This window comes from Rhodanobacter sp. IGA1.0, from assembly GCF_040208325.1.
GTDB classification, from domain to species: domain Bacteria; phylum Pseudomonadota; class Gammaproteobacteria; order Xanthomonadales; family Rhodanobacteraceae; genus Rhodanobacter; species Rhodanobacter spathiphylli.
On sequence record NZ_CP157948.1, the window covers coordinates 3,687,431 to 3,708,372 of the forward strand.

Sequence of the window (20,942 nt, forward strand, 5' to 3'; positions counted from 1 at the left end):
CGGCCGCCGGCAGGACGCCGGCAGGCCAGCGGCCATTGTAACGGGCAGGTGTGACGATATGCGCAAGAGCCGGCCGCCGCTGGCGGGACGTTCACGGCGGTTGTCGCTACAATGGGCAGTCTTGCTATCCCACCACGGTTCGTCAGGAACACCCGCCATGTCGCAGCAGACCACGCCGAATGAAGCCAGCTGGTTCACCGAGGCCCACCAGGCTTCCGGTTCCTCCATCGGTTTCCGCACCGAGCAACTGCTGCACGCGGAGAAGACCCCGTTCCAGACCATCGAGATCCACAAGACCACCGACTGGGGCAACCTGATGGTGATCGATGGCTGCGTGATGCTGACCACCCGCGACAACTTCTTCTACCACGAGATGATGACCCATCCCGCGCTGTTCACCCATGCGCGGGCCAAGCGCGTGGTGATCATCGGCGGCGGCGACTGCGGCACGCTGCGCGAGGTGCTCAAGCACGAGGAAGTCGAGTCGGCCGTGCAGGTGGAGATCGACGAGCGCGTCACCCGCCTGGCCGAGCAGTATTTCCCCGAGCTGTGCGACTCGAACAACGACCCGCGCGCCGAGTTGCTGTTCATCGACGGCATCAAGTACATGGCCGATGCCGAGCCCGATTCGCTGGACCTGGTGATCGTCGACTCGACCGACCCGGTGGGTCCGGCCGAAGGCCTGTTCAATGCCGCGTTCTACGCCAGCTGCTTCAAGGCGTTGCGCCATGGCGGCCTGCTGGTGCAGCAGAGCGAATCGCCGCTGGCCCACCTCGAGCTGATCAAGTCGATGCGCTCGGCGATGCGCACTTCGGGCTTCAGCGCGGTGAAGACCCTGCCGTTCCCGCAGCCGTGCTACCCCACCGGCTGGTGGAGCTGCACGATGGCGCGCAAGGGCGGCGACCTGTCCGGCTTCCGCGAGCGCGGCGCGCTGAGCAAGAACTTCCCGACCCGCTACTACAACGCCGAGATCCACAAGGGCGCACTGGCCCAGCCGGAATTCATGCGCGAAGCTTTTGGCGAATAAGCCAAAAGCTTCAAATGGACATCGTGCGGATCTCCGAAGCGCGGCTTGGAACAAGCGCGCTCTGGTGGTGCCCAGGCCCACCTCGGGCCAGCAGCCCCGCCCTCAGAACATCTTCGCGCGCACCTTCGGCAGCAGCACGATCAGCAAGGTGGCGATCGGCCCCAGCAGCAGCGACAGCAGAAACCACAGCAGGCCGCTGCGGTTCTTGCCCTGCGCCAGCGCGGCGTTGATCAGGGCCAGCGTGCCCCAACCGACAAACCAGGGTGCGCCGTCGGCGAATGTCGACAGATGATCCACTACGCGTCTCCCGAACGATGCTCATGGGGGCGCGGCCCTGCGCCGGGGAACGCCCATCGTAGCAAGCCGCGTGAAAACCGCGCGTTTTGGCTGGCCGCCGAATCAGCCGCGCTTAATCTGCGGGCGGTATGCTGCACGCTTTGACTGCGGAGCACGCCCATGCTGCACGGACTGCGTCACCTCGCCCTGGTTTGCTCGCTGTCACTGCTGGCCGCGCCGGCGCTCGCCGCCAAGACCAAGCCTGAGGCCAGGGCGCACGGCCCCAGCGCCAGCGCCCAGGCCCGTGACAAGGCGCAGCTGGCCTTTCAGCGCGACCTGGTCAGCGTGCTGGCACCCGGTGGCGATCCGAACCGCCTGCTGGGGGCTGCGCTGCTGGCACGCCCACTGTTCAATCAGCCGCCCGCCAACAGCTTCCATCGACTGATCGAGCGGGCAGCGATGGCCGAAGGCGCCGGCGCCGCCGTCAGCTGGGCCCAGCTGGCCGATTGCGACGCCGAGGCCGATGCCTGCCCGAACAGCGCCGCGCTGGACAAGCTGCTGACTCAGGCACCCGACAATGCCGCCGTCTGGCTGGTCAAGCTGGGCGCCGACGCCCGGGGCATGAAGCAGGATGACGCGCGCGACGACCTGGCCCGGGCCGCGGCGGCAAAACTCTACGACGACTACAGCGGCGTCAGCCTGCAGGCGCTGGCCGGCTCGGTCGGCGTGCTGCCGCCACCGGCCGACACGCTGGACCCCGCCCATGCGGGTGGCGCGGTAGGCATGCAGACCATCCTGGTGTTCGGACTGGCCAGCAGCCAGCCGCAGCCGAGCCTGCCGCTGATCGCCAAGCTTTGCGAGAACGCCGGCAAGGATGCCTCGATCAAGTCCGACTGCCTGGCGCTGGGCAAGACGCTGGAATGGGGCTCCAGCCCGCTGGCCCGATCACTGGGCCTGCACCTGCGCGAGGTGCTTTCCGACGACCCGGCGGCGCAACAGGAAGCGAAGGATGCCCGCCGCACGCTGATCTGGCAGGTGCAGAACTTCACCCAGCTGCTGGCCCGCGCCCCGGACGATGCCGCGCTGTCGCAACGCCTGCTGGCACTGGCCCGCAAGGGCGGCACCCAGATGAGCCTGCAACTGGCTGCGTTGCGCGAGAACGACATCCCCGCCGACCCGCCCGCCGACTGGCAGCCGCGAACTGCGGCGAATCAGGAATAGGGCACAGGGGAAGGAGCGGCGCGCTTCTCCGCGTCCCGATTCCCCCCGCCCCGATTCCCTGCCCGGGCCCCATTCCCCTTTCGCGCCTCGCCCGTTAGGCTGGGATCACCTTACGTGGCAAGGGTGATCCGATGCTTACGACGCTGGTGGCAAGCAGCAAGGGTGGTTGCGGCAAGAGCACGCTGGTGACGCAACTGGCGTCGCACTGGGCACAGGCGGGGCAGCACACGGCCATCGTCGACGGCGACCGGCAACATTCCAGCTTCCACTGGGCCGAACTCCGCCCGGACAATGTCCCCGGCGTGCTGGCGCTCGAAGGCGGTCGACGCGGCCTGCAGCGGGTGCCGCCGGACACGCAGCAACTGCTGATCGACACCCCGGCCGGTTCCACCGAGCGTGACCTCGAGCCCTACTTCGAATCGGCCAACGTGCTGCTGGTGCCTGTGCTGCCGTCCTCGTTCGACCTCGACGCCACCCTGCACTTCCTCGACGAGCTGCGCTCGATCAACCGTATCCACCGCGGCAAGCTGCCGGTGGCGCTGGTGGCCAACCGGCTCAAGCCGTGGACCCACGCCAGCCAGGACGCGGTGGCCCGGCTCGCCGAGCAGTCGCCCTTCCCGATCGCGGCGCAACTGCGCGACAGCCAGGCCTATGTGCTGCTGGCCGGCCTCGGCAAGGGCATCTTCGACTACCAGTCCGAACAGGTCCGCAGTCACCAGCAGGACTGGAAGGCCTTGCTGCGCTGGATCAAGCGCCAGCATTGAAACACGCTCCCTGATGCATCCCGCGCGCCTCGCGCAACCACTGCCGGAGTTTCCCATGCACGAATTGATCCTGTTGCGCCACGCCGAAGCGGTGCCGATAGAAGCCGCCGGCGAGGATCGGCACCGTCCGCTGAGCAGCCGCGGCGAGCAGGAAGCCCAGGCCGCAGGCCTGTGGCTGGCCTCGCACAAGCTGCGTCCGGACCGGGTGCTCTGCTCGCCCACCTTGCGCACCGACGAAACCACCCGGCTGGCGCTGGCGGCGATCGACAACGCACCGGTGCCGCAGCAGGCGGCCGAGATCTACGACGCCTCGCCCGGCGAACTGCTGGCCCTGCTCGACCAGCACGACGACGCCGGCACCGTGCTGCTGGTCGGCCACAATCCCGGCATCGAGCGCTTGGTCGCGCTGCTGGTCGAAGGCCGCTCCGACGAATTCCGCGGCATGCCCCCGGGGGCGCTGGCCGTGCTGCATCTGAACGGCTCGCTGGAGCCGGGCAACGCGCGACTGGACGCCTTCTGGTCACCCTGACCCGCGGCTCCGCCCCGCCCGGCGTTTCGCCGGCATCGACGCTTCCCGTACCGTGCTGGCGGCCGTGCGATCACGGCCGCACCGGGCACAGCACGTATCATCTGCCCATGTCCGTTACCTGCCGATTCCTGCTACCACTGCTGCTGGCGCTGACGCTGCTGCAGGGCTGCACCGTGTCGCGGGCGCAGATCCGCCGCGCCGACGCGGTGGTGGCCGCCACCACCAACCGCAGCAGCAGCTGCGACCGGCCCGACCATTGCGCCACGCCGTCGCCGCTGCGGGCCGCCGCCGAGGCGGCCGTGGCCGCGTCCACGCCGGCGCAGCCGGTGCATGTGGTCACCCTGCTCGACGACAGCGAGCCGGCGCTGGCTGCGCGGATCAACCTGGTGCGGGCGGCGCAGCAGTCCGTCGACGTGCAGACCTTCATCTGGGACCAGGACGACGCCGGCCAGCTGATGCTGGACGAACTGGTGCGCGCGGCCAGGCGCGGCGTGCGGGTGCGCATCCTGGCCGACCAGCTGTTCTCGTTCGGCAACGTCGACCTGCTCGACCGGCTGGCCCGGATCAGCCCGAACCTGGAGGTGCGGCTGTACAACCCCACCTTCCACAAGGCGCGCACCCAGCCACTGGAGTTCGCCGCCGGCGTGCTGTGCTGCTTCATGCAGTTCAACCAGCGCATGCACAACAAGCTGTTGCTGGTCGACGGCCTGATCGGCATCACCGGCGGGCGCAACTACCAGGACCGCTATTTCAACTGGGACGATGCCTTCGACTACGTCGACCGCGACGTGATGGTGGGCGGCCCGGCCGCCCGCGTGATGGCGGACAGCTTCGAGCTGTTCTGGGCCCATCCCCGCGCGGCGCCGCTGACCCACCTGCGCGATGTCAATGCACGCCTGCTGGGCGACACCACGCCACCGGCCTGGCCGGCGCCGAAGTACCGGCGCCCGCAGCGGGTGGCGCAGCTGCTGCAGGCCGCCGAGGATCCGGCGTGGCTGCAGGCCTGGCTGGTCGACCCCAGCCTGCAGGTGGGCAGGGTCGACTACTTCAGCGACCTGCCGGCCAAGACCGACGCGCCCGACAAGCGGCGCGCGCTGCAGTACACCCGCCACATCATGCGCATGGTCGGCGGGGCGAAGCGCGAGGTCCTGCTGCAGACGCCGTATCTGGTGATGAGCAAGCGCGCGCAACACATCTTCCGCGTGCTGCATCGCCTTCCCGACCCGCCACGGGTAATCGTGTCGACCAACTCGCTGGCCTCCACCGATGCGTTCGCGGTGTATGCGATGTCGTACAAGCACCGCAAGCGCTACCTCACCAAGTTCGGCTTCGAGATCCACGAGTTCAAGCCGCACGCACCCAGCGCGGCGGTGGACAACGAACTGGCCAACCTGGACACCGACACCGCCACGCTGCCGCCGGACATCGTCAGCCCGGACGGTCCGGCGCGCGCCCACTTCCACCTACTGGGCAGCCGCGGCAGCAACAACCGGCCGGCGCCGCTGCACAGCGAAGGCCGGCGCTACGGCCTGCACGCGAAGTCGATCGTGGTCGATGATGCCTTCGCCATGGTCGGCTCGCACAATTTCGACCCGCGCTCGGACCACTACAACACCGAGGCCGGGGTGATCGTCTACGACCATGCGTTCGCCGACCAGCTGCGCCACAGCATCATGCGCAGCGTGCAGCCGGAGAACGCCTGGGTGGTCGCCCCGCGACAGGCGAAGGTGCCGGTGCTGACCGACATCAACCGGGCCATCGGCACGGTGTCGGAAAGCCTGCCGCTGTTCGACCTGTGGCCGTTCCGCTATGCCACCAGCTTCGAGCTCAAGCCCGGCTGCCAGCCGATGCGCGCCACCGATCCGGACTTCTACGCCTGTTACCAGCCGGTCGGCGACTTCCCCGACGTGGCGCTGTCGCCGAAGCTGATCATCACCCGGCTGGTCACCGCGTTCGGCGTGGGGGCCAAGGGCGTGCTGTAGGGGCAGCAGCGGGGAACGGGAAAGAGGCAGGGCACTGCGCGCGATGCGGTTCGGTCAGGCGGTGCCGCCGTGCGAAACAGGAAGAGTCGTCGTTACGGAACGCCGGCGATGCGGTCGCCCTGCGAGGCGTAGCGCATCGGCAGCTCGCCGCTGAGGCCGTCCGGGTGATCCGCCGGCACGGCAAAGCGCCAGCCGCGCACGCTGCGCAAGGCGTGTTCGTCGAGGACCGGGTCGCCGCTGGACTGGATGAGGCTGGCGGCGCTGACCCGGCCCTGGCCATCGATGTCGACGTGCAGCAGCACGCGGCCATCGAGGTGGCCACGCAACTGCTCCCACGACTGCGAGGTGTCGGCGGGCGTCGCCAGCGGCACCAGCGCCGGCGCCGGCGCGGGCACGAAGGCGGCCTGCACCTCGTCGGCGACGATCCGCGGCGGCTGGGCGCGGCGCGTCGGCACCACGCGCGAACGGAGGTGCGGGCGACGCGGCGCCGGGCGGGCACGCACGGCGGTGGGTGTGTCGACCGTGGCGGCATAGCGCGCCGGCGGGCCGGGCCAGACGCCGGTCTGCGTGCTGAGCCAGCCGGTGCCGGCCGTGCCGACGAGCAGGGCCAGCAGGCTGAGAGTGGAGGTGGTGCGCAGGCGAAACATGGCCGCCTTTATGCACCCGCCCGGGCGAATCGCGGCTGAAGCCGCGGCCCGCTCACCGTTCGAGGATGGCGGTGACGCCCATGCCGCCGGCGGTGCAGATCGAGATCAGGCCGCGGCCCGAGCCCTTCTGTTCGAGCATCTTCGCCAGGGTGGCCACGATGCGCGCCCCGGTGGCGGCGAACGGATGGCCCACCGCCAGGCTGGAGCCGTGCACGTTGAGCCGGGCCGGGTCGATCGAACCCAGCGGCGCATCCAGGCCCAGGCGCTGCTTGCAGTAATCCGCCGACTCCCACGCGCGCAACGTGCACAGCACCTGCGCCGCGAACGCTTCGTGGATCTCGTAGAAATCGAAGTCCTGCAGGCTCAGTCCGTTGCGGGCCAGCATTCGCGGCACGGCGATGGTCGGCGCCATCAGCAGGCCCTCGCCGTGGACGAAATCCACCGCGGCCACTTCCGCGTCGCGCAGGTACGCCTGCACGGTCAGCCCGCGCTGCGCCGCCCAGGCGTCGCTGCCCAGCAGCACCGCGGCGGCACCGTCGGACAAGCCGGTGGAGTTGCCGGCGGTCAGCGTGCCATGGCCGGAACGCTTGTCGAACGCCGGCTTCAGCGAGGCTAGCTTTTCCATGCTCGAATCGGGCCGCAGGAAGCCGTCGCGCTTGAGGCCACGGAACGGCACCAGCAGGTCATCGAAGAAACCTTCGGCATAGGCGGCCGCCAGCTTGTGGTGGCTGTCCAGCGCCAGCTGGTCCTGCGCCTCGCGGCCCACATGCCATTCCTTCGCCATCTGCTCGCAGTGGTCACCCATCGACTTGCCGGTGCGCGGCTCGGCCACGCCGGGAAACGACGGCTTCAGTTCACTGAAGGAGAACCCGCGCAGGGCGGCCTTCAGCTTGTCCATCGGCGTCTTGGCGCGGTTCATCGCCAGCAGGCGCTTGCGCAGGCGGGTGCCGTAGACGATCGGCACGTCCGAGGTGGTGTCCGAGCCGCCGGCGATGCCGGCCTCGATCTGCCCGGCGGCGATCTTGTTGGCGATGATGATGGTGTTGTCCAGCGAAGTACCGCAGGCGCGGGCCGTGGTGATGCCCGGTGTGGTCGGCGCCAGCCCGGAGCTGAGCAGCGACTCGCGCGCCAGGTTCCAGTCCGAGGCGTGCTTGATCACCGCGCCCATCGCCACTTCGCCCAGTTCCACGCCATGCAGGCCGAAGCGTTCGACCAGTGCGCCCAGCACCTTCACCGACATGCCGAAGTTGCCGACATCGGCATAGGCGGTGTTGTTGCGGCAGAACGGAATGCGTACCCCGCCGATGATGCCGACGCGCCTCTGCGTGTTTTCCATGCTCAAAACAGTCCACCACTCAAGTTGGGTCAAGGCTAACCCGCCATGCCGTGCGGCGGAAGCCCAAAACGCTGAATGGTAGAATTGTGCTCTTTGTCCGTGGATGCAAACCCCGTGGAAGCGCAAACGCCGATCGCCCTGCCCATCGTGCTGGCCCTGGAACCGGTCGCGGGCGAGCCGCCGGCGCGCCTGACGCTGACCCGCGACGAAGCCGCCGAACTGGCGGCCCTGGTTGCCACCGACCTGCATGCGCTGGTGCCGCAAGTCGACGCGGCCCGGCTCGCGCTGGCCGGCGCGCTGTTCGACCAGGTCGAATTGCTGCGCCCCGGCTTCCCGGTGTGGAGCACGCTGGACGAACTGGCCCGGCGCGTGCCGCGCGGGCACCTGGAGAACGTGGTGGCCTTCGGCAGCCACGACGGCCACATGCCGGCGCAGCCGCTGGAACCTTCGACCCTCTACGCCGAAGGCCCGATGCGGCTGCTGCCGATGAGCCTGCTGGCCCCGGCGGAACTCGCCGAAGAACTTTCCGGGCAGCTGGAGATCCAGCTGGTCGGCCGCGGCGAGACGGGCGCGCTGACCGCCGACTGGCTGATGCGCACGCTGGGCATCCGGCTGGAACACGTGCGTTACCTCAGCCGCAACGACCTGCTGGCGCTGACCTGCGTGCAGTACGAGCACGTCAACCTGGCGCCGCTGTGGTCGCTGCTGGAAACCGCGCTGCTGACGCCGTATCGCGAGGAATCCACGATGAGCGCGCGCGGCCTGGCGCTGCGCTACGCGGACGGCAAGGTGCTGGCGCAGTCGCCGTCGCAGTGGCTGGCCGGGCAGGGCGGCGACATCGCCGAACGGGCACACGCGCTGGCCGGCATCGTGTTCGAGCTGCGCCAGTACGCGGCCCTGCTCGACGCCCACCAGCTGCCGTTGCAGTTGCAGCCGGCGCCGACGCTGGCGGTCGAGGCCGGTGACGGCTACCTGCTGGAAACCCTGGCCGCGGCGGACGCCCGTTACGACCCGCCCACCCTGTTTGCGCACGAGGCGCCCGGCCTGGGCGTGGTGGCGATCACCGTCGGCCAGCGTGGCGAGCAGGGTCAGTCGCGGGTGCTGGCGCATGCCTGGCCGCTGAAGCCGCAGGCACTGGGCAGCCTGCTCGCCCTGCTGGCCGATCGCCACGGCAGCGCCGGCGAGCTGCATGCGCTGGGCAGGATCATGCTGGACGGGGACGGCCAACTGGCGGTGCCGGCCACGATCCTCCACTAGCGGGCGGATCGTTCGCCCCCCGTCTGGGCAAACGCCGGAACTCGGCGCATGATGATCCGGCGCCACAGGGGGCGCCACGCTGACGGAAGGACCATGCGGCCGCACAAGTCTGCCGAGGTATTGCCTTCGCTCGCAAACCGGCCGGACTGGTCGGAGAAGGTGCTGCGCGGCACGCCGGTGCTGCTGGCTTACCTCGACCACGAGCAGCGTTTCCGCTATGCCAACGAAACCCATCGGCACTGGCTGGGGCTCGATCCCGCGCGGCTGATCGGCCGGCACCTGGTCGACGTGATCGGCGAGCGCAACCACCGGCTGGCCGGCACGGCGCTGGCCCAGGCCTACGCGGGCACCGCGGCCAGCTACGAGGGCGAGCTGTTCAACGGCAACGAGCGCCGTTACGCGCACGGCAATTTCCAGCCCGACTTCGACCCGGACGGCCACGTCTGCGGCATCTTCACCGCGCTGATCGACATCACCGAACGGCGCACCCTGGAACTGCAGCTGCACGAAAGCGAGCAGCGCTTCTTCAGCGCGTTCCAGCACGCCGCGATCGGCATGGCGCTGACCAAGCCGGACGGCCAGTTCCTGCGGGTCAACGCGGCGGTCTGCCAGATGCTCGGCTATTCGGAGCAGGAGCTGCTGCAGCAGGACATCGGCCGGCTGAGCCATCCCGAGGACGTCGCCGCCGACCAGGCGCTGATGGCCCAGCTGCTGGCCGGCGAGCGCGACTCCTACCAGCTGGAGAAACGCAACTTCCACAAACTCGGCCACGTGGTGCACATCCTGCTCAGCGTGTCGCTGGTGCGCGATGCGGCCGGGACGCCGCTGTATTTCGTTTCCCAGGTGCAGAACATCAGCCAGCGCAAGGCCTTCGAGGACGCGCTGCACCGCGAGCGCGAGCTGGCCGAGGTGACCCTGCGCTCGATCGGCGACGCGGTGATCACCACCGACCCGCAGGTTCGCGTCACCTCGCTCAACCCGATCGCCGAGGCGATGACCGGCTGGAGCAGCGCCGAAGCGAACGGACGGCCGATCGAGGAGATCTTCCAGCTGTTCGACGCCCAGGGCGGCCTCGCCGTGGCCAACCCGCTGCGCTCGGCGATCGAGCAGAACCTCATCGTCGACCTGGCCGGCAAGACCCTGCTGCGCCATCGCCACGGCTTCGACACGCCGGTGGAGGATTCCTCCGCGCCGATCCACGACCACGCCGGCAACGTGATCGGCGGCGTGCTGGTGTTCCATGACGTCAGCGAGAACCGGGCGCTGGCGCTGAAGATGATCCACCTGACCCAGCACGACACGCTGACCGGCCTGCCCAACCGCAGCCAGCTGCCGGGCCACATCAACCGGGCCATCGACAGCGCCAGCCGGCGCCGCCAACGCGCCGCGGTGCTGTACATCGACATCGACAACTTCAAGCAGGTCAACGAGCTGGTCGGCCATACCGCCGGCGACCAGGTACTGCGCACGTTCATCGGCCAGCTGCAGCGCTGCCTGACCGGCGACGAATTGCTCAGCCGCTATGGTGGCGACGAATTCGTGGTGGTGCTCCCGCACGTGGACAGCGCGGGCGAGGCGGCGGTGCTGTGCCGCAACCTGATCACCCACGGCGAACAGACCCGCATCGCCGGCCAGCCGGAGCTGTCGCTGCACCTGAGCATCGGCATCAGCGTCTATCCGGACGACGCCACCGGCGCCGACGAACTGGTGCAGCATGCCGAGACCGCGCTGATGGCGGCCAAGGCGCAGGGCCAGCACGGCTATCGCTTCTTCACCGCGTCGATGAACGAGCGGGCGCGGGCGCAGCGGCGAATCGAGACGGGCCTGCGCCAGGCCTTGCCGGGCAATCAGCTGAAGCTGCACTACCAGCCGAAGGTCGACGCGCACAGCGGCCGCATCGTCGGGGCCGAGGCCTTGCTGCGCTGGCAGCTCAACGGGCGCGATCTGTACAAGCCGGACCAGTTCATCCCGGTGGCCGAGGATTCCGGGCTGATCCTGCCGATCGGCGCCTGGGTGCTGCGCCAAGCCTGTCGCCAGGCACGGATGTGGCAGCAGGCCGGGCACGAGATCCCGATTTCGGTGAACGTGTCGCCGCTGCAGTTCCAGCACGCGGATTTCTACACCTGGCTGGACGACGTGCTGGAGGAGGCCGGGCTGGAGTCGCGCCTGCTGGAGCTGGAACTGACCGAACGCATGGTGATGTCCGGCGGCGAGGCGACCACGGGCCTGCTGCAGCGGATCAAGCGCCGCGGCGTGCGGTTGTCGCTGGACGACTTCGGCACCGGCTATTGCAGCCTGTCCTACCTGAAGCATTTCCCCATCGACGCGCTGAAGATCGACCGCATGTTCGTGCGCGACATCATCAGCGATCACGACACCGCGACCATCACCAGCGCGATCATCGCGATGGCGCGCAGCCTCAACAAGGACGTGATCGCCGAAGGCGTGGAAACGCGCGAGCAGGGCAGTTTCCTGCGCCACGCCGGCTGCTCGCAGCTGCAGGGTTTCCTGTACGGCATGCCGATGCCGGCCAGCGAACTGCAGAAGCTGCTCGCCGAACCGGTGTCCGCGCCGTAGGGCGTGCCCTGCGCTACGAAGCCGCCGCCAGCGGCATCTCGTACATGAAATAGTGGCAGCGCTGCATGCCCAGGCCTGCGTAGGTTGCCTGGGCGTGGCGGTTTTCGGTTTCCACGTACAGCCGCAGGCCCACCGCACCGGCCGCCGCGGCGCGCCGCTCCACTTCCGCGTACAGCGCGCGGAAGACGCCGCCGCGGCGCGCGGCGGGGATCACGTAGACGCTCTGGATCCACCAGAAATCGCCGTTGCGCCAGTCGCTCCATTCGCGCGTCACCAGCAAGCTGGCAACTGCCGTACCGTCGCGTTCGGCGACCAGGTAGAAGCCGCGCTGCGGCTGCTCGAACACGCCGGCCACGCCGCGCGCCAGGATCGCCGGGTCGAGCTGCTTCTGCTCGGTTTCCCAGGCCATCGCCGCGTTCCACTGGACCAGGCTGGCGACATCGGCGGGTTCGGCGGCACGGATCTGCAGGGGCACGGCATCACTCCCATCGGTGGTGAAGCCACATCCTAGCCTGCGCGGCCTTCACATGCCGCCGCGTAGTTTCTGCGCCGGGGCCGCGCCCGGCGAATGGCCCCTCGCCACGCCGCGCCACGGCCGCCGGGTTTCCCGCCGCGTCCGTCGTCCCCCACCGGCAAGCCACAAGGATGCCCCGTTTGAACATCGGCACTTTCCTCGACCTGCTGAAGCTGCGCCGGTTGAACGCATTCCGGCGCCGGCGCGCCGCCGCGCGCACCCGGCCCGAGCAGGAGCCCGCGCTGCGCGCCGAACTGTTCAGCGCCGAACAGATGGAGCGGCACGGGCGGGCGCTGGCGAGCCAGCACCGGCTCAGCGCGCGGCGCAACGCCGACCTGCTGCTGGCGCGGCTGGCCGACAACGAGGCGGTGCTGACCCACACCTGCGAACGGCTGACCCACGCCACCCGCAAGCGCCTGCGCATCACCCCGGCCGGCGAATGGCTGCTGGACAACTTCTACCTGGTCGAGGAGCAGATCCGCATCGCCCGGCGACACCTGCCCAAGGGCTACAGCCGCGAACTGTCGCGCCTGGCCCAGGGGCCGTCCGCCGGCCTGCCGCGCGTCTACGACATCGCGCTGGAGATCATTTCGCACGGCGACGGCCGCGTCGACGTGAACAGCCTGCAGCGTTTCATCCAGGCCTACCAGGAGGTGTCGCCGCTGAAGCTGGGCGAGTTGTGGGCGATCCCGATCATGCTGCGGCTGGCCCTGATCGAGAACCTGCGCCGGGTGGCCGCCCGGGTGATGGCCGACTGGCGCTACCGCGGCCGCGCCGCGCGCTGGGCCGACAACCTGATCGCCACCACCGAAACCGACCCGAACTCGGTGGTGCTGGTGGTGGCCGACATGGCCCGCTCGGACCCGCCGATGAACGGCCCGTTCGTGGCCGAAATGGCGCGCCGGCTGCAGGGCCAGAGCCCGGCGCTGGCGCTGCCGTTGAGCTGGATCGAGCAGCGCCTGGCCGCATCGGGGCAGAGCGTCGAGCACCTGGTGCAGGTCGAGGCGCAGCAGCAGGCCACCAACCAGGTCACCATCAGCAACAGCATCGGCAGCCTGCGCACGCTGGCGGCGATCGACTGGCGCGACTTCACCGAGCACTGCAGCCTGGTCGAGCGCTGCCTGCGCGACGATCCGGCCGGCATCTACGCCGCGATGGATTTCGCCACCCGCGACCGCTACCGCCACGTGGTGGAATCGATCGCCCGCCAGCACCAGCTGACCGAACTGGCGGTGGCCGATGCCGCGATCGCGCTGAGCGCCGCCGCGGTCGCCGCCGGCCGCGACACGCTGGCGCAACACGTGGGCTATTACCTGGTCGACCGGGGCCGCGCCGCGCTGGAGCGCCACCTGGGCATCCACCCGCGACTGGCCGTGGTGCTGCGCCGGGCGTTCGACCGGGCGCCGTTGCCGATCTACCTGGGCGCGCTGGCTGTGCTCACGTTCGCCTTCGCCCAACCGCTGGTGGCGGCGGCCGCCCATGACGCGTTGCCCCTGTGGGCACTGATCGCGATCACGGTGCCCGCCGTGATCCTGGCCAGCCAGCTCGGACTGAGCCTGCTCAACTGGCTGGCCACGCTGTCCATCGCGCCGCAGCAGTTGCCGCGGATGGATTATTCGCGCGGCATCCCCGCGCACGCGCGCACGCTGGTGGCGATCCCCAGCCTGTTCGCCAGCGAACAGGACGTCGAGGACCTGGTCGAGGCGCTGGAAGTGCGTTTCCTCGGCAATCGCGACCAGCACCTGCACTTCGCCCTGCTCACCGACTTCGCCGACGCCGACCGCGAAACCCTGCCCGGCGACGAGCACCTGCTGCGGCTGGCGCAGCGGCGCATCGAGGCGCTCAACGACCGCTACGCCAGCGCCGCGGCCGACCGCTTCTTCCTGTTCCATCGCCCGCGCCGCTGGAATGCCGCCGAGCAGTGCTGGATGGGCCACGAACGCAAGCGCGGCAAGCTGGCCGACTTGAACGCGCTGTTGCGCGGCGGCGGTGGCGCGGCCTTCATGCGCGTGGTGGGCGACATCGCCTCGCTGCCGCCGGTGCAGTACGTGATCACGCTGGACACCGACACCGAGCTGCCGCGCGATGCGGCGCAGGCATTCGTGGGCGCCATCGATCACCCGCTGAACCGCGCGGTGTACGACCCCGAACGGCGCCGCGTGGTCAGCGGCTACGCGATCCTGCAGCCGCGCGTGGGAATCAGCCTGCCCAGCACGGCGCGTTCGCGCTACGCCCAGCTGTACGGCAGCGACGCGGGCATCGATCCGTACACGCAGATGGTTTCGGACGTCTATCAGGACGTGTTCGGCGAAGGCTCGTTCATCGGCAAGGGCATCTACGCGGTCGACGCCTTCGAACGCACCCTGGATGGCCGCTTCCCGGAAAACCGCATCCTCAGCCATGACCTGGTCGAGGGCTGCCATGCGCGCTCGGGCCTGCTCAGCGACACGCAACTGTTCGAAGCCTGGCCCGCCCGCTACGGCGCCGACGTCAGGCGCCGCCATCGCTGGATTCGCGGCGACTGGCAGCTGCTGCCGTGGCTGCTGCCGTGGGCGCCGACCGCGCACGACGGCTGGCGCCGCAACGCGCTGACCGCGTTGTCGCGCTGGAAGATCCTCGACAACCTGCGCCGCTCGCTGGTGCCGGCCGCGCTGCTGGCACTGCTGCTGGTTGGCTGGCTGGTGATCTCGCCGGTGCTGTCGTGGACCCTGGCGGTGCTGGCGATGGTGCTGGTGCCGCCGCTGCTGTCGGCCCTGCTGGATCTGGTGCAGAAGCCGCGCGACGTGGAACTCGACCAGCACCTGCGCGCCGGCCTGCACGACGGCGTGCAGCACTTCGTGCGAATGGCGCTGGGGCTGGCGTGGCTGCCGCACGAGGCGCATTACCATCTCGACGCGATCGTGCGCACGCTGTGGCGGATGGCGGTCAGCCATCGGCACCTGCTGCAATGGCAGACCTCCAGCGAGGTCGAGCGGCGCAGCAGCAACGCGGCCCTGGCGATGTGGCGGCTGATGTGGATCGGCCCCGCGCTGGCGCTGCTGATGATCGTGCTGCTGGCGCTGCAACGGCCGCTGGCGTTGTGGCTGGCCGCGCCGCTGCTGCTGTTGTGGCTGGCCTCGCCGCTGCTGGCCTGGTGGATCAGCCAGCCGCGCAGGCAGGACAGCTTCGTGCCGGATGCGCGGCAGCAGCGCTTCCTGCACACGCTGGCGCGCCAGACCTGGGCGTTCTTCGACGTGCACGTCAACGCCGCCGAGCACTGGCTGCCGCCGGACAACCTGCAGGAGCAGCCCGGCCCGGTGGTCGCCCACCGCACCTCGCCCACCAACATCGGCATGGCCTTGCTGGCGGGCCTGGCGGCCCACGACTTCGGCTTCCTCGGCACGGCGCGCCTGCTCGAACGCACCCGGCTGACCCTGGACACCATGCAACGGCTGCCGCGCCACCGCGGCCACTTCTACAACTGGTACGACACCCAGACCCTGCAGCCGCTGGCGCCGATGTACGTGTCGGCGGTGGACAGCGGCAACCTGGCCGGCCACCTGCTGACCCTGTGCCCCGGCCTGCTCGAGCTGATCGACGCGCCGGTGTTCGGCGCGCACCTGCTGCAAGGCCTGCTCGACACGCTGGAACTGCTGCACGACGCACTCGAGCGCGATGCCCCGTCGCAGCTGGTGCCGCTGCGACGCCTGCTGCACGAGGCCATCACCACGCCGCCGCCATCCACCAGCGCCGCGGTGCGCCTGCTCGCCGAGCTGCGCCGGCACGTCCATGCGCTGGCCGCGGCGGCGGACGCGCCGGCCGCCGGCGACGCGCGCTTCTGGCTGGATGCCCTGCGCGGGCAGGTCGACGAACTGCATGCCGACGCCGTGCTGCTCGAACTCGATGCGCCGCCGGACGAGGCCGTCGGCTTCAGCGGCATTCCCACCCTGCATCAGCTGGCGCGCATCGAACCGTTGTGCTGGCCGGACGCCGCCGACGCCGAAGGCGTACGCGAGCGTGCGTCCGCCCGGATCGCGCTGATCGAACAGCTGGCCCACCTGGCCGAGCAGCTGGCGCAGATGGACTACCGCTTCCTCTACGACAGCACGCGCGACCTGCTGGCGATCGGCTACAACGTCGACCAGCACCGGCTGGACGCCAGCTACTACGACCTGCTGGCGTCCGAAGCGCGGCTGGCCAGCTTCGTGGCGATCGCCCAGGGCCAGCTGCCCAAGGACAACTGGTTCGCGCTGGGCCGGCTGCTGACCACGGTGGGCGGCGAACCGGTGCTGCTGTCATGGACCGGCTCGATGTTCGAATACCTGATGCCGACCCTGGTGATGCCCGGTTTCGAAGGCACCCTGCTGGAGCAGACCTGTCGCGCCGCGGTGGCCCGGCAGATCGAATACGGCAACCAGCTGGGCATCCCGTGGGGCGTTTCCGAATCGGGCTACAACACGCTCGATGCGCACTTCACCTACCAGTACCGTGCGTTCGGCGTGCCCGGGCTGGGCCTGAAGCGCGGGCTGGGCGACGACGTGGTGATCGCGCCGTACGCCAGCGCGCTGGCGATGATGGTGGCGCCCGCGGCGGCCACCCGGAACCTGCAGCGCCTGGCCGGCATCGGGGCGCGCGGCCTGTACGGCCTGTACGAAGCGATCGACTACACGCCGGCGCGCCTGCCGCTGGGCCAGGACGCGGCGATCGTGCGGCAGTTCATGGCGCACCACCAGGGCATGACCCTGCTGGCGCTGGACTACGCCCTGCTGGAGCGACCGATGCAGCGCCGCTTCGAATCGCACCCGCAGTTCCAGGCCAGCAGCCTGCTGCTGCAGGAGCGCGTGCCGAAGACCGCCGCCGAATACCTGCACGCCACCGGCTTCCCCGAGCGCGCCGGCGGCGTTCCCCCGGAGGCGCGGCTGCGCGTGTTCGCCGATCCCGACCGGGCGCTGCCGGCGGTGCAGCTGCTTTCCAACGGGCGCTACCACGTGATGCTCAGCAGCGGCGGCGGCGGCTACAGCCGGCGCGGCGAACTGGCGCTGACCCGCTGGCACGAAGACATCACCCGCGATCACTGGGGCAGCTTCTGCTACGTGCGCGAGGTCGCCAGCAACGCCTGCTGGTCCACCGCCTACCAGCCCACCTGCCGCAAGACCGAGCAGTTCGAGGCGATCTTCTCCGAGGCGCGCGCCGAATTCCGCGTGCGCGAACGCGAGTTCGACGCGCATACCGAGATCGTGGTGTCACCGGAAGACGACATCGAGCTGCGCCGCACCCACCTCACCAACCGGGGTCGCACGCGGCGCACGATCGAGCTGACCAGCTACGCCGAAGTGGTGCTGGCGCCGCCGCTCGCCGACGCGCTGCACCCGGCCTTCAGCAAGCTGTTCGTGCAGACCGAGCTGGTGCCCGAGCTGCAGGCGATCGTCTGCACCCGCCGTCCCCGCGCGGCCGGCGAGCGCATGCCGTGGATGTTCCACCTGCTGGCCGTGCACGACGCCGACATCGTGGAGATCTCCTACGAAACCGATCGCGCGCGCTTCATCGGCCGCGGCCGCAGCACGGCCGATCCGCAGGTGTTCGATCGCGAGCAGGCGCGACTTTCCGACAGTGACGGCTCGGTGCTCGACCCGATCATGGCGATCCGCTGCCGGATCACGCTGGAACCGGACCAGACCGCCACCATCGACTTCGTCAGCGGTATCGCCGAGCAGCGCGATGGCTGTATCCAGCTGATCGGCAAGTACCGCGACCGCCACCTCGCCGACCGCGTGTTCGACCTGGCCTGGACGCACAGCCAGGTGCTGCTGCGCCAGCTCAACGCCAGCCTCGCCGACGCCCAGCTGTACGAGCACATGGCCACCAGCATCCTGTATCCCAACGCCAGCCTGCGCGCCCAGCCCGCCGTGCTGCGGGCCAACCGGCGCGGCCAGTCCGGCCTGTGGGGACAATCCATTTCCGGCGACCTGCCGATCGTGCTGCTGACGATCACCAGCCCCGCGCGGATCGAGCTGGTGCGCCAGCTGGTGCAGGCGCACGCGTACTGGCGCCTGAAGGGCCTGGCGGTGGACCTGGTGATCTGGAACGAGGACCGCGCCGGCTACCGGCAGGAACTGCAGGACCAGATCATGGGCCTGATCGCGTCGGGCAGCGAGGCGAGCCTGCTCGACCGGCCCGGCGGCATCTTCGTGCGCCCGTCGCAGCAGCTGTCCGGCGAGGATCGCGTGGTGATGCTGGCCAGCGCGCGACTGATCCTTGGCGACGCGCGGGGCAGCCTGGCCGAACAGATCGGACGACGGCAACCGGCCGTGCACGCGCCACGCTTCGAGCCCAGTCGTCCGCTGCGCAGCGACGGCGACACGGGCGTGGCGGAAGCCCCGGCGCCGGCCCGGCTGCAACTGGCCAACCTGCACGGCGGCTTCAGCGCCGACGGCCGCGAGTACGTCATCGTGCAGCAGGGCGGGCAGGGCACGCCGGCGCCGTGGTGCAACGTGTTGGCCAATCCGCACTTCGGCACGGTGATCTCCGACTGCGGCAGCGCCTATACCTGGGCCGAGAACGCCCACGAGTTCCGCCTCACGCCCTGGCACAACGACCCGGTCGGCGACGGCGGCGGCGAGGCGCTGTACCTGCGCGACGAGGACACCGGCCAGGTGTGGTCACCGACCCCGCTGCCGTGTCGCGGCCGCGGCAGCTACACCACCCGCCACGGTTTCGGCTACAGCGTGTTCGAGCACGTGGAAGACGGCATCCGCTCCGAGCTGTGGATCTACGTGGCGCTGGATGCCTCGGTGAAGTTCTCGGTGCTGAAGCTGCGCAACAACTCGGGCCGCGCGCGCCGAATCAGCGTCACCGCCTACGTCGAGTGGCTGCTCGGCGACCTGCGCGCGAAGACCGCGATGCACGTGGTGACCGAATCCGACCCGGCCAGCGGCGCACTGTTCGCCCGCAACGCGTACAACACCGAGTTCCCCGATCGGGTGGCCTTCCTCGACGTGGACGACCCGGCACGCGGCATCGATGGCGACCGCAGCGAATTCCTGGGCCGCAACGGCAGCATGCACGCGCCGGCCGCCCTGGCCCGCGCCCACCTGTCCGGACGAGTGGGCGCGGGGCTGGACCCCTGCGCCGCGCTGCAGTCGCATCTCACGCTCGACGACGGCGCCGAACGCCAGCTGATCTTCCGGCTCGGCCTGGGTCGCAACGGCGCGGACGCCGCCGCGCTGGTGCAGCGCTTCCGCGGCAACGGCAGCGCCGCCGACGCGCTGGACAAGGTGCGCGCGCACTGGGCACGCACGCTGGGCGCGGTGCAGGTGCGCACGCCCGAGCCCGCGCTGGACGTGCTCGCCAACGGCTGGCTGCTGTACCAGACCATCGCCTGCCGGATGTGGGCACGCAGCGGCTACTACCAGTCCGGCGGCGCGTTCGGCTTCCGCGACCAGCTGCAGGATTCGATGGCCACCCTGCACGCGGCTCCCGCGATCGCGCGGGCGCAATTGCTGCTGTGCGCCGCGCACCAGTTCGTCGAGGGCGACGTGCAGCACTGGTGGCATCCGCCGCTGGACCGCGGCGTGCGCACCACCTGTTCGGACGACTACCTGTGGCTGCCGCTGGCCACCGCGCGCTACGTGCTGGCCAGCGGCGATCGCGGCGTCCTCGACGAGACCGCCGGCTACCTCGACGGCCGCCCGCTGCATCCGGGCGAGGAGTCGTACTACGACCTGCCGCAACCCGCCGGCCTGCGCGAGACGCTGTACCGGCATTGCGTGCGCGCGATCGAGCACAGCCTCGGCCGCCGCGGCGTGCATGGCCTGCCGCTGATCGGCGGCGGCGACTGGAACGACGGCATGAACCGCGTCGGCGAAGCCGGCCGCGGCGAAAGCGTGTGGCTGGGCTTCTTCTCCGGCGAGGTGCTGACCCGCTTCGCCGAAGTAGCGCGGCTGCATGGCGACGAAGCCTTCGCGCAGCGCTGCGAAAGCGAGGTCACGCGCCTGCACCTGGCGCTGGAGCAACACGGCTGGGACGGCGCCTGGTATCGCCGCGCCTACTTCGACGACGGCACGCCGCTGGGCTCGGCCGGCAACGACGAATGCCGCATCGACTCGATCGCGCAAAGCTGGTCGGTGCTGTCCGGCATGGCGCCCGCCCAGCGGCAGCAGCAGGCGATGGAGTCGCTGGACCGGCACCTGGTGCGACGCGACGCCGGCCTGATCCAGCTGCTCGATCCGCCATTCGACCAGTCACCGCTGGACCCCGGCTACATCAAGGGCTACGTGCCCGGCGTGCGCGAGAACGGCGGCCAGTACACCCACGCGGCGATCTGGGCCACGATGGCCTTCGCCGAACTGGGCGACCACGAGCGCGCATGGGAACTGCTGCGCATGATCAACCCGGTCAGCCACGGCAGCGACGCGAATCAAATGGACGTCTACAAGGTCGAACCCTACGTGGTCAGCGCCGACGTCTACGCCGTCGCCCCGCACGTCGGCCGCGGCGGCTGGAGCTGGTACACCGGTTCGGCCGGCTGGATGTACCGGCTGATCGTCGAATCCCTGCTCGGCCTGCGCCTGGAAGCCGGCAAGCTGCGCTTCGCACCCGTGTTGCCGGCGCAATGGGACGGCTTCCGCCTGGACTACCGCCATCACGACACGCTGTACCGGATTGACCTGCGGCAAGGCGAACCCGGCACCGTGCCCGCACTGTGGCTGGATGGCGAACCGCAGCCCGACGGACAGATCACGCTGGCCGACGACGGCGTGCAGCACGAGGTGGAATTCAACTGGCCAAGAACGGAGTGAACCGGCACGCGTCAGCGGCCGCCCAATCCATCGCC

Annotated in this window: 12 protein-coding genes; 8 read left to right on the forward strand and 4 right to left on the reverse strand. The window is 69.9% G+C overall.

What is annotated here, in order from left to right:
* Positions 1–157 precede the first annotated feature (157 nt).
* Positions 158–1,027 (forward strand): polyamine aminopropyltransferase, encoded by an 870-nt coding sequence (gene speE, locus ABNK63_RS16540; protein WP_007810534.1) that lies wholly within the window; start codon positions 158–160, stop codon positions 1,025–1,027.
* A 102-nt stretch (positions 1,028–1,129) separates the two neighbouring features.
* Here the strand turns inward: speE and ABNK63_RS16545 are convergent, their stop codons facing one another.
* Positions 1,130–1,324 (reverse strand): hypothetical protein, encoded by a 195-nt coding sequence (locus ABNK63_RS16545; RefSeq protein WP_007810536.1) that lies wholly within the window; start codon positions 1,322–1,324, stop codon positions 1,130–1,132.
* Between the two features lie 159 nt (positions 1,325–1,483).
* On the opposite strand from ABNK63_RS16545, the gene ABNK63_RS16550 reads away from it, so the two are divergent.
* The 4 genes from ABNK63_RS16550 to ABNK63_RS16565 all read left to right on the forward strand — a co-directional run bounded on the left by ABNK63_RS16550 (position 1,484) and on the right by ABNK63_RS16565 (position 5,799).
* Entirely contained in the window at positions 1,484–2,524 is a 1,041-nt protein-coding gene (locus ABNK63_RS16550; protein ID WP_007810538.1) for a hypothetical protein, read from the forward strand.
* 131 nt (positions 2,525–2,655) lie between these two features.
* The gene (locus ABNK63_RS16555) at positions 2,656–3,288 is read left to right on the forward strand and encodes a ParA family protein (protein ID WP_350016246.1); all 633 of its coding nucleotides are present in this window, start codon (positions 2,656–2,658) and stop codon (positions 3,286–3,288) included.
* A gap of 55 nt (positions 3,289–3,343) precedes the next feature.
* Entirely contained in the window at positions 3,344–3,817 is a 474-nt protein-coding gene (locus tag ABNK63_RS16560) for a histidine phosphatase family protein (protein ID WP_007810542.1), read from the forward strand.
* Positions 3,818–3,924: 107 nt separating this feature from the next.
* Complete coding sequence (locus ABNK63_RS16565; RefSeq protein ID WP_350016247.1) at positions 3,925–5,799, forward strand: phospholipase D family protein; 1,875 nt, start codon at positions 3,925–3,927, stop codon at positions 5,797–5,799.
* A 92-nt stretch (positions 5,800–5,891) separates the two neighbouring features.
* Here the strand turns inward: ABNK63_RS16565 and ABNK63_RS16570 are convergent, their stop codons facing one another.
* Both ABNK63_RS16570 and ABNK63_RS16575 read right to left on the reverse strand, forming a co-directional pair.
* A complete protein-coding gene (locus ABNK63_RS16570) occupies positions 5,892–6,446 on the reverse strand; it encodes an energy transducer TonB (protein ID WP_007810545.1) in 555 nt (184 codons plus the stop codon).
* A 52-nt stretch (positions 6,447–6,498) separates the two neighbouring features.
* Complete coding sequence (locus ABNK63_RS16575) at positions 6,499–7,782, reverse strand: acetyl-CoA C-acetyltransferase (RefSeq protein ID WP_007810547.1); 1,284 nt, start codon at positions 7,780–7,782, stop codon at positions 6,499–6,501.
* Positions 7,783–7,896: 114 nt separating this feature from the next.
* On the opposite strand from ABNK63_RS16575, the gene ABNK63_RS16580 reads away from it, so the two are divergent.
* On the forward strand, positions 7,897–9,039 hold the full coding sequence (locus ABNK63_RS16580; RefSeq protein ID WP_350016248.1) for a hypothetical protein: 1,143 nt from the start codon (positions 7,897–7,899) through the stop codon (positions 9,037–9,039).
* Between the two features lie 93 nt (positions 9,040–9,132).
* Positions 9,133–11,616: an EAL domain-containing protein gene (locus tag ABNK63_RS16585; protein ID WP_350016249.1), complete on the forward strand. Its 2,484-nt coding sequence runs from the start codon at positions 9,133–9,135 to the stop codon at positions 11,614–11,616.
* Between the two features lie 13 nt (positions 11,617–11,629).
* Here ABNK63_RS16585 and ABNK63_RS16590 read toward each other — a convergent pair whose 3' ends face one another.
* Complete coding sequence (locus ABNK63_RS16590; RefSeq protein ID WP_007810554.1) at positions 11,630–12,091, reverse strand: GNAT family N-acetyltransferase; 462 nt, start codon at positions 12,089–12,091, stop codon at positions 11,630–11,632.
* Positions 12,092–12,270: 179 nt separating this feature from the next.
* On the opposite strand from ABNK63_RS16590, the gene ABNK63_RS16595 reads away from it, so the two are divergent.
* A complete protein-coding gene (locus tag ABNK63_RS16595) occupies positions 12,271–20,907 on the forward strand; it encodes a glucoamylase family protein (protein WP_350016250.1) in 8,637 nt (2,878 codons plus the stop codon).
* Positions 20,908–20,942 lie beyond the last annotated feature (35 nt).

Bases quoted from the DNA above. Each gene is read 5' to 3' on its own strand.
- ABNK63_RS16550 (WP_007810538.1), top strand. From the start codon at position 1,484: ATGCTGCACGGACTGCGTCACCTCGCCCTGGTTTGCTCGCTGTCACTG.
- ABNK63_RS16560 (WP_007810542.1), top strand. From the start codon at position 3,344: ATGCACGAATTGATCCTGTTGCGCCACGCCGAAGCGGTGCCGATAGAA.
- ABNK63_RS16575 (WP_007810547.1), bottom strand. From the start codon at position 7,782: ATGGAAAACACGCAGAGGCGCGTCGGCATCATCGGCGGGGTACGCATT.
- ABNK63_RS16565 (WP_350016247.1), top strand. From the start codon at position 3,925: ATGTCCGTTACCTGCCGATTCCTGCTACCACTGCTGCTGGCGCTGACG.
- speE (WP_007810534.1), top strand. From the start codon at position 158: ATGTCGCAGCAGACCACGCCGAATGAAGCCAGCTGGTTCACCGAGGCC.
- ABNK63_RS16570 (WP_007810545.1), bottom strand. From the start codon at position 6,446: ATGTTTCGCCTGCGCACCACCTCCACTCTCAGCCTGCTGGCCCTGCTC.
- ABNK63_RS16585 (WP_350016249.1), top strand. From the start codon at position 9,133: ATGCGGCCGCACAAGTCTGCCGAGGTATTGCCTTCGCTCGCAAACCGG.
- ABNK63_RS16555 (WP_350016246.1), top strand. From the start codon at position 2,656: ATGCTTACGACGCTGGTGGCAAGCAGCAAGGGTGGTTGCGGCAAGAGC.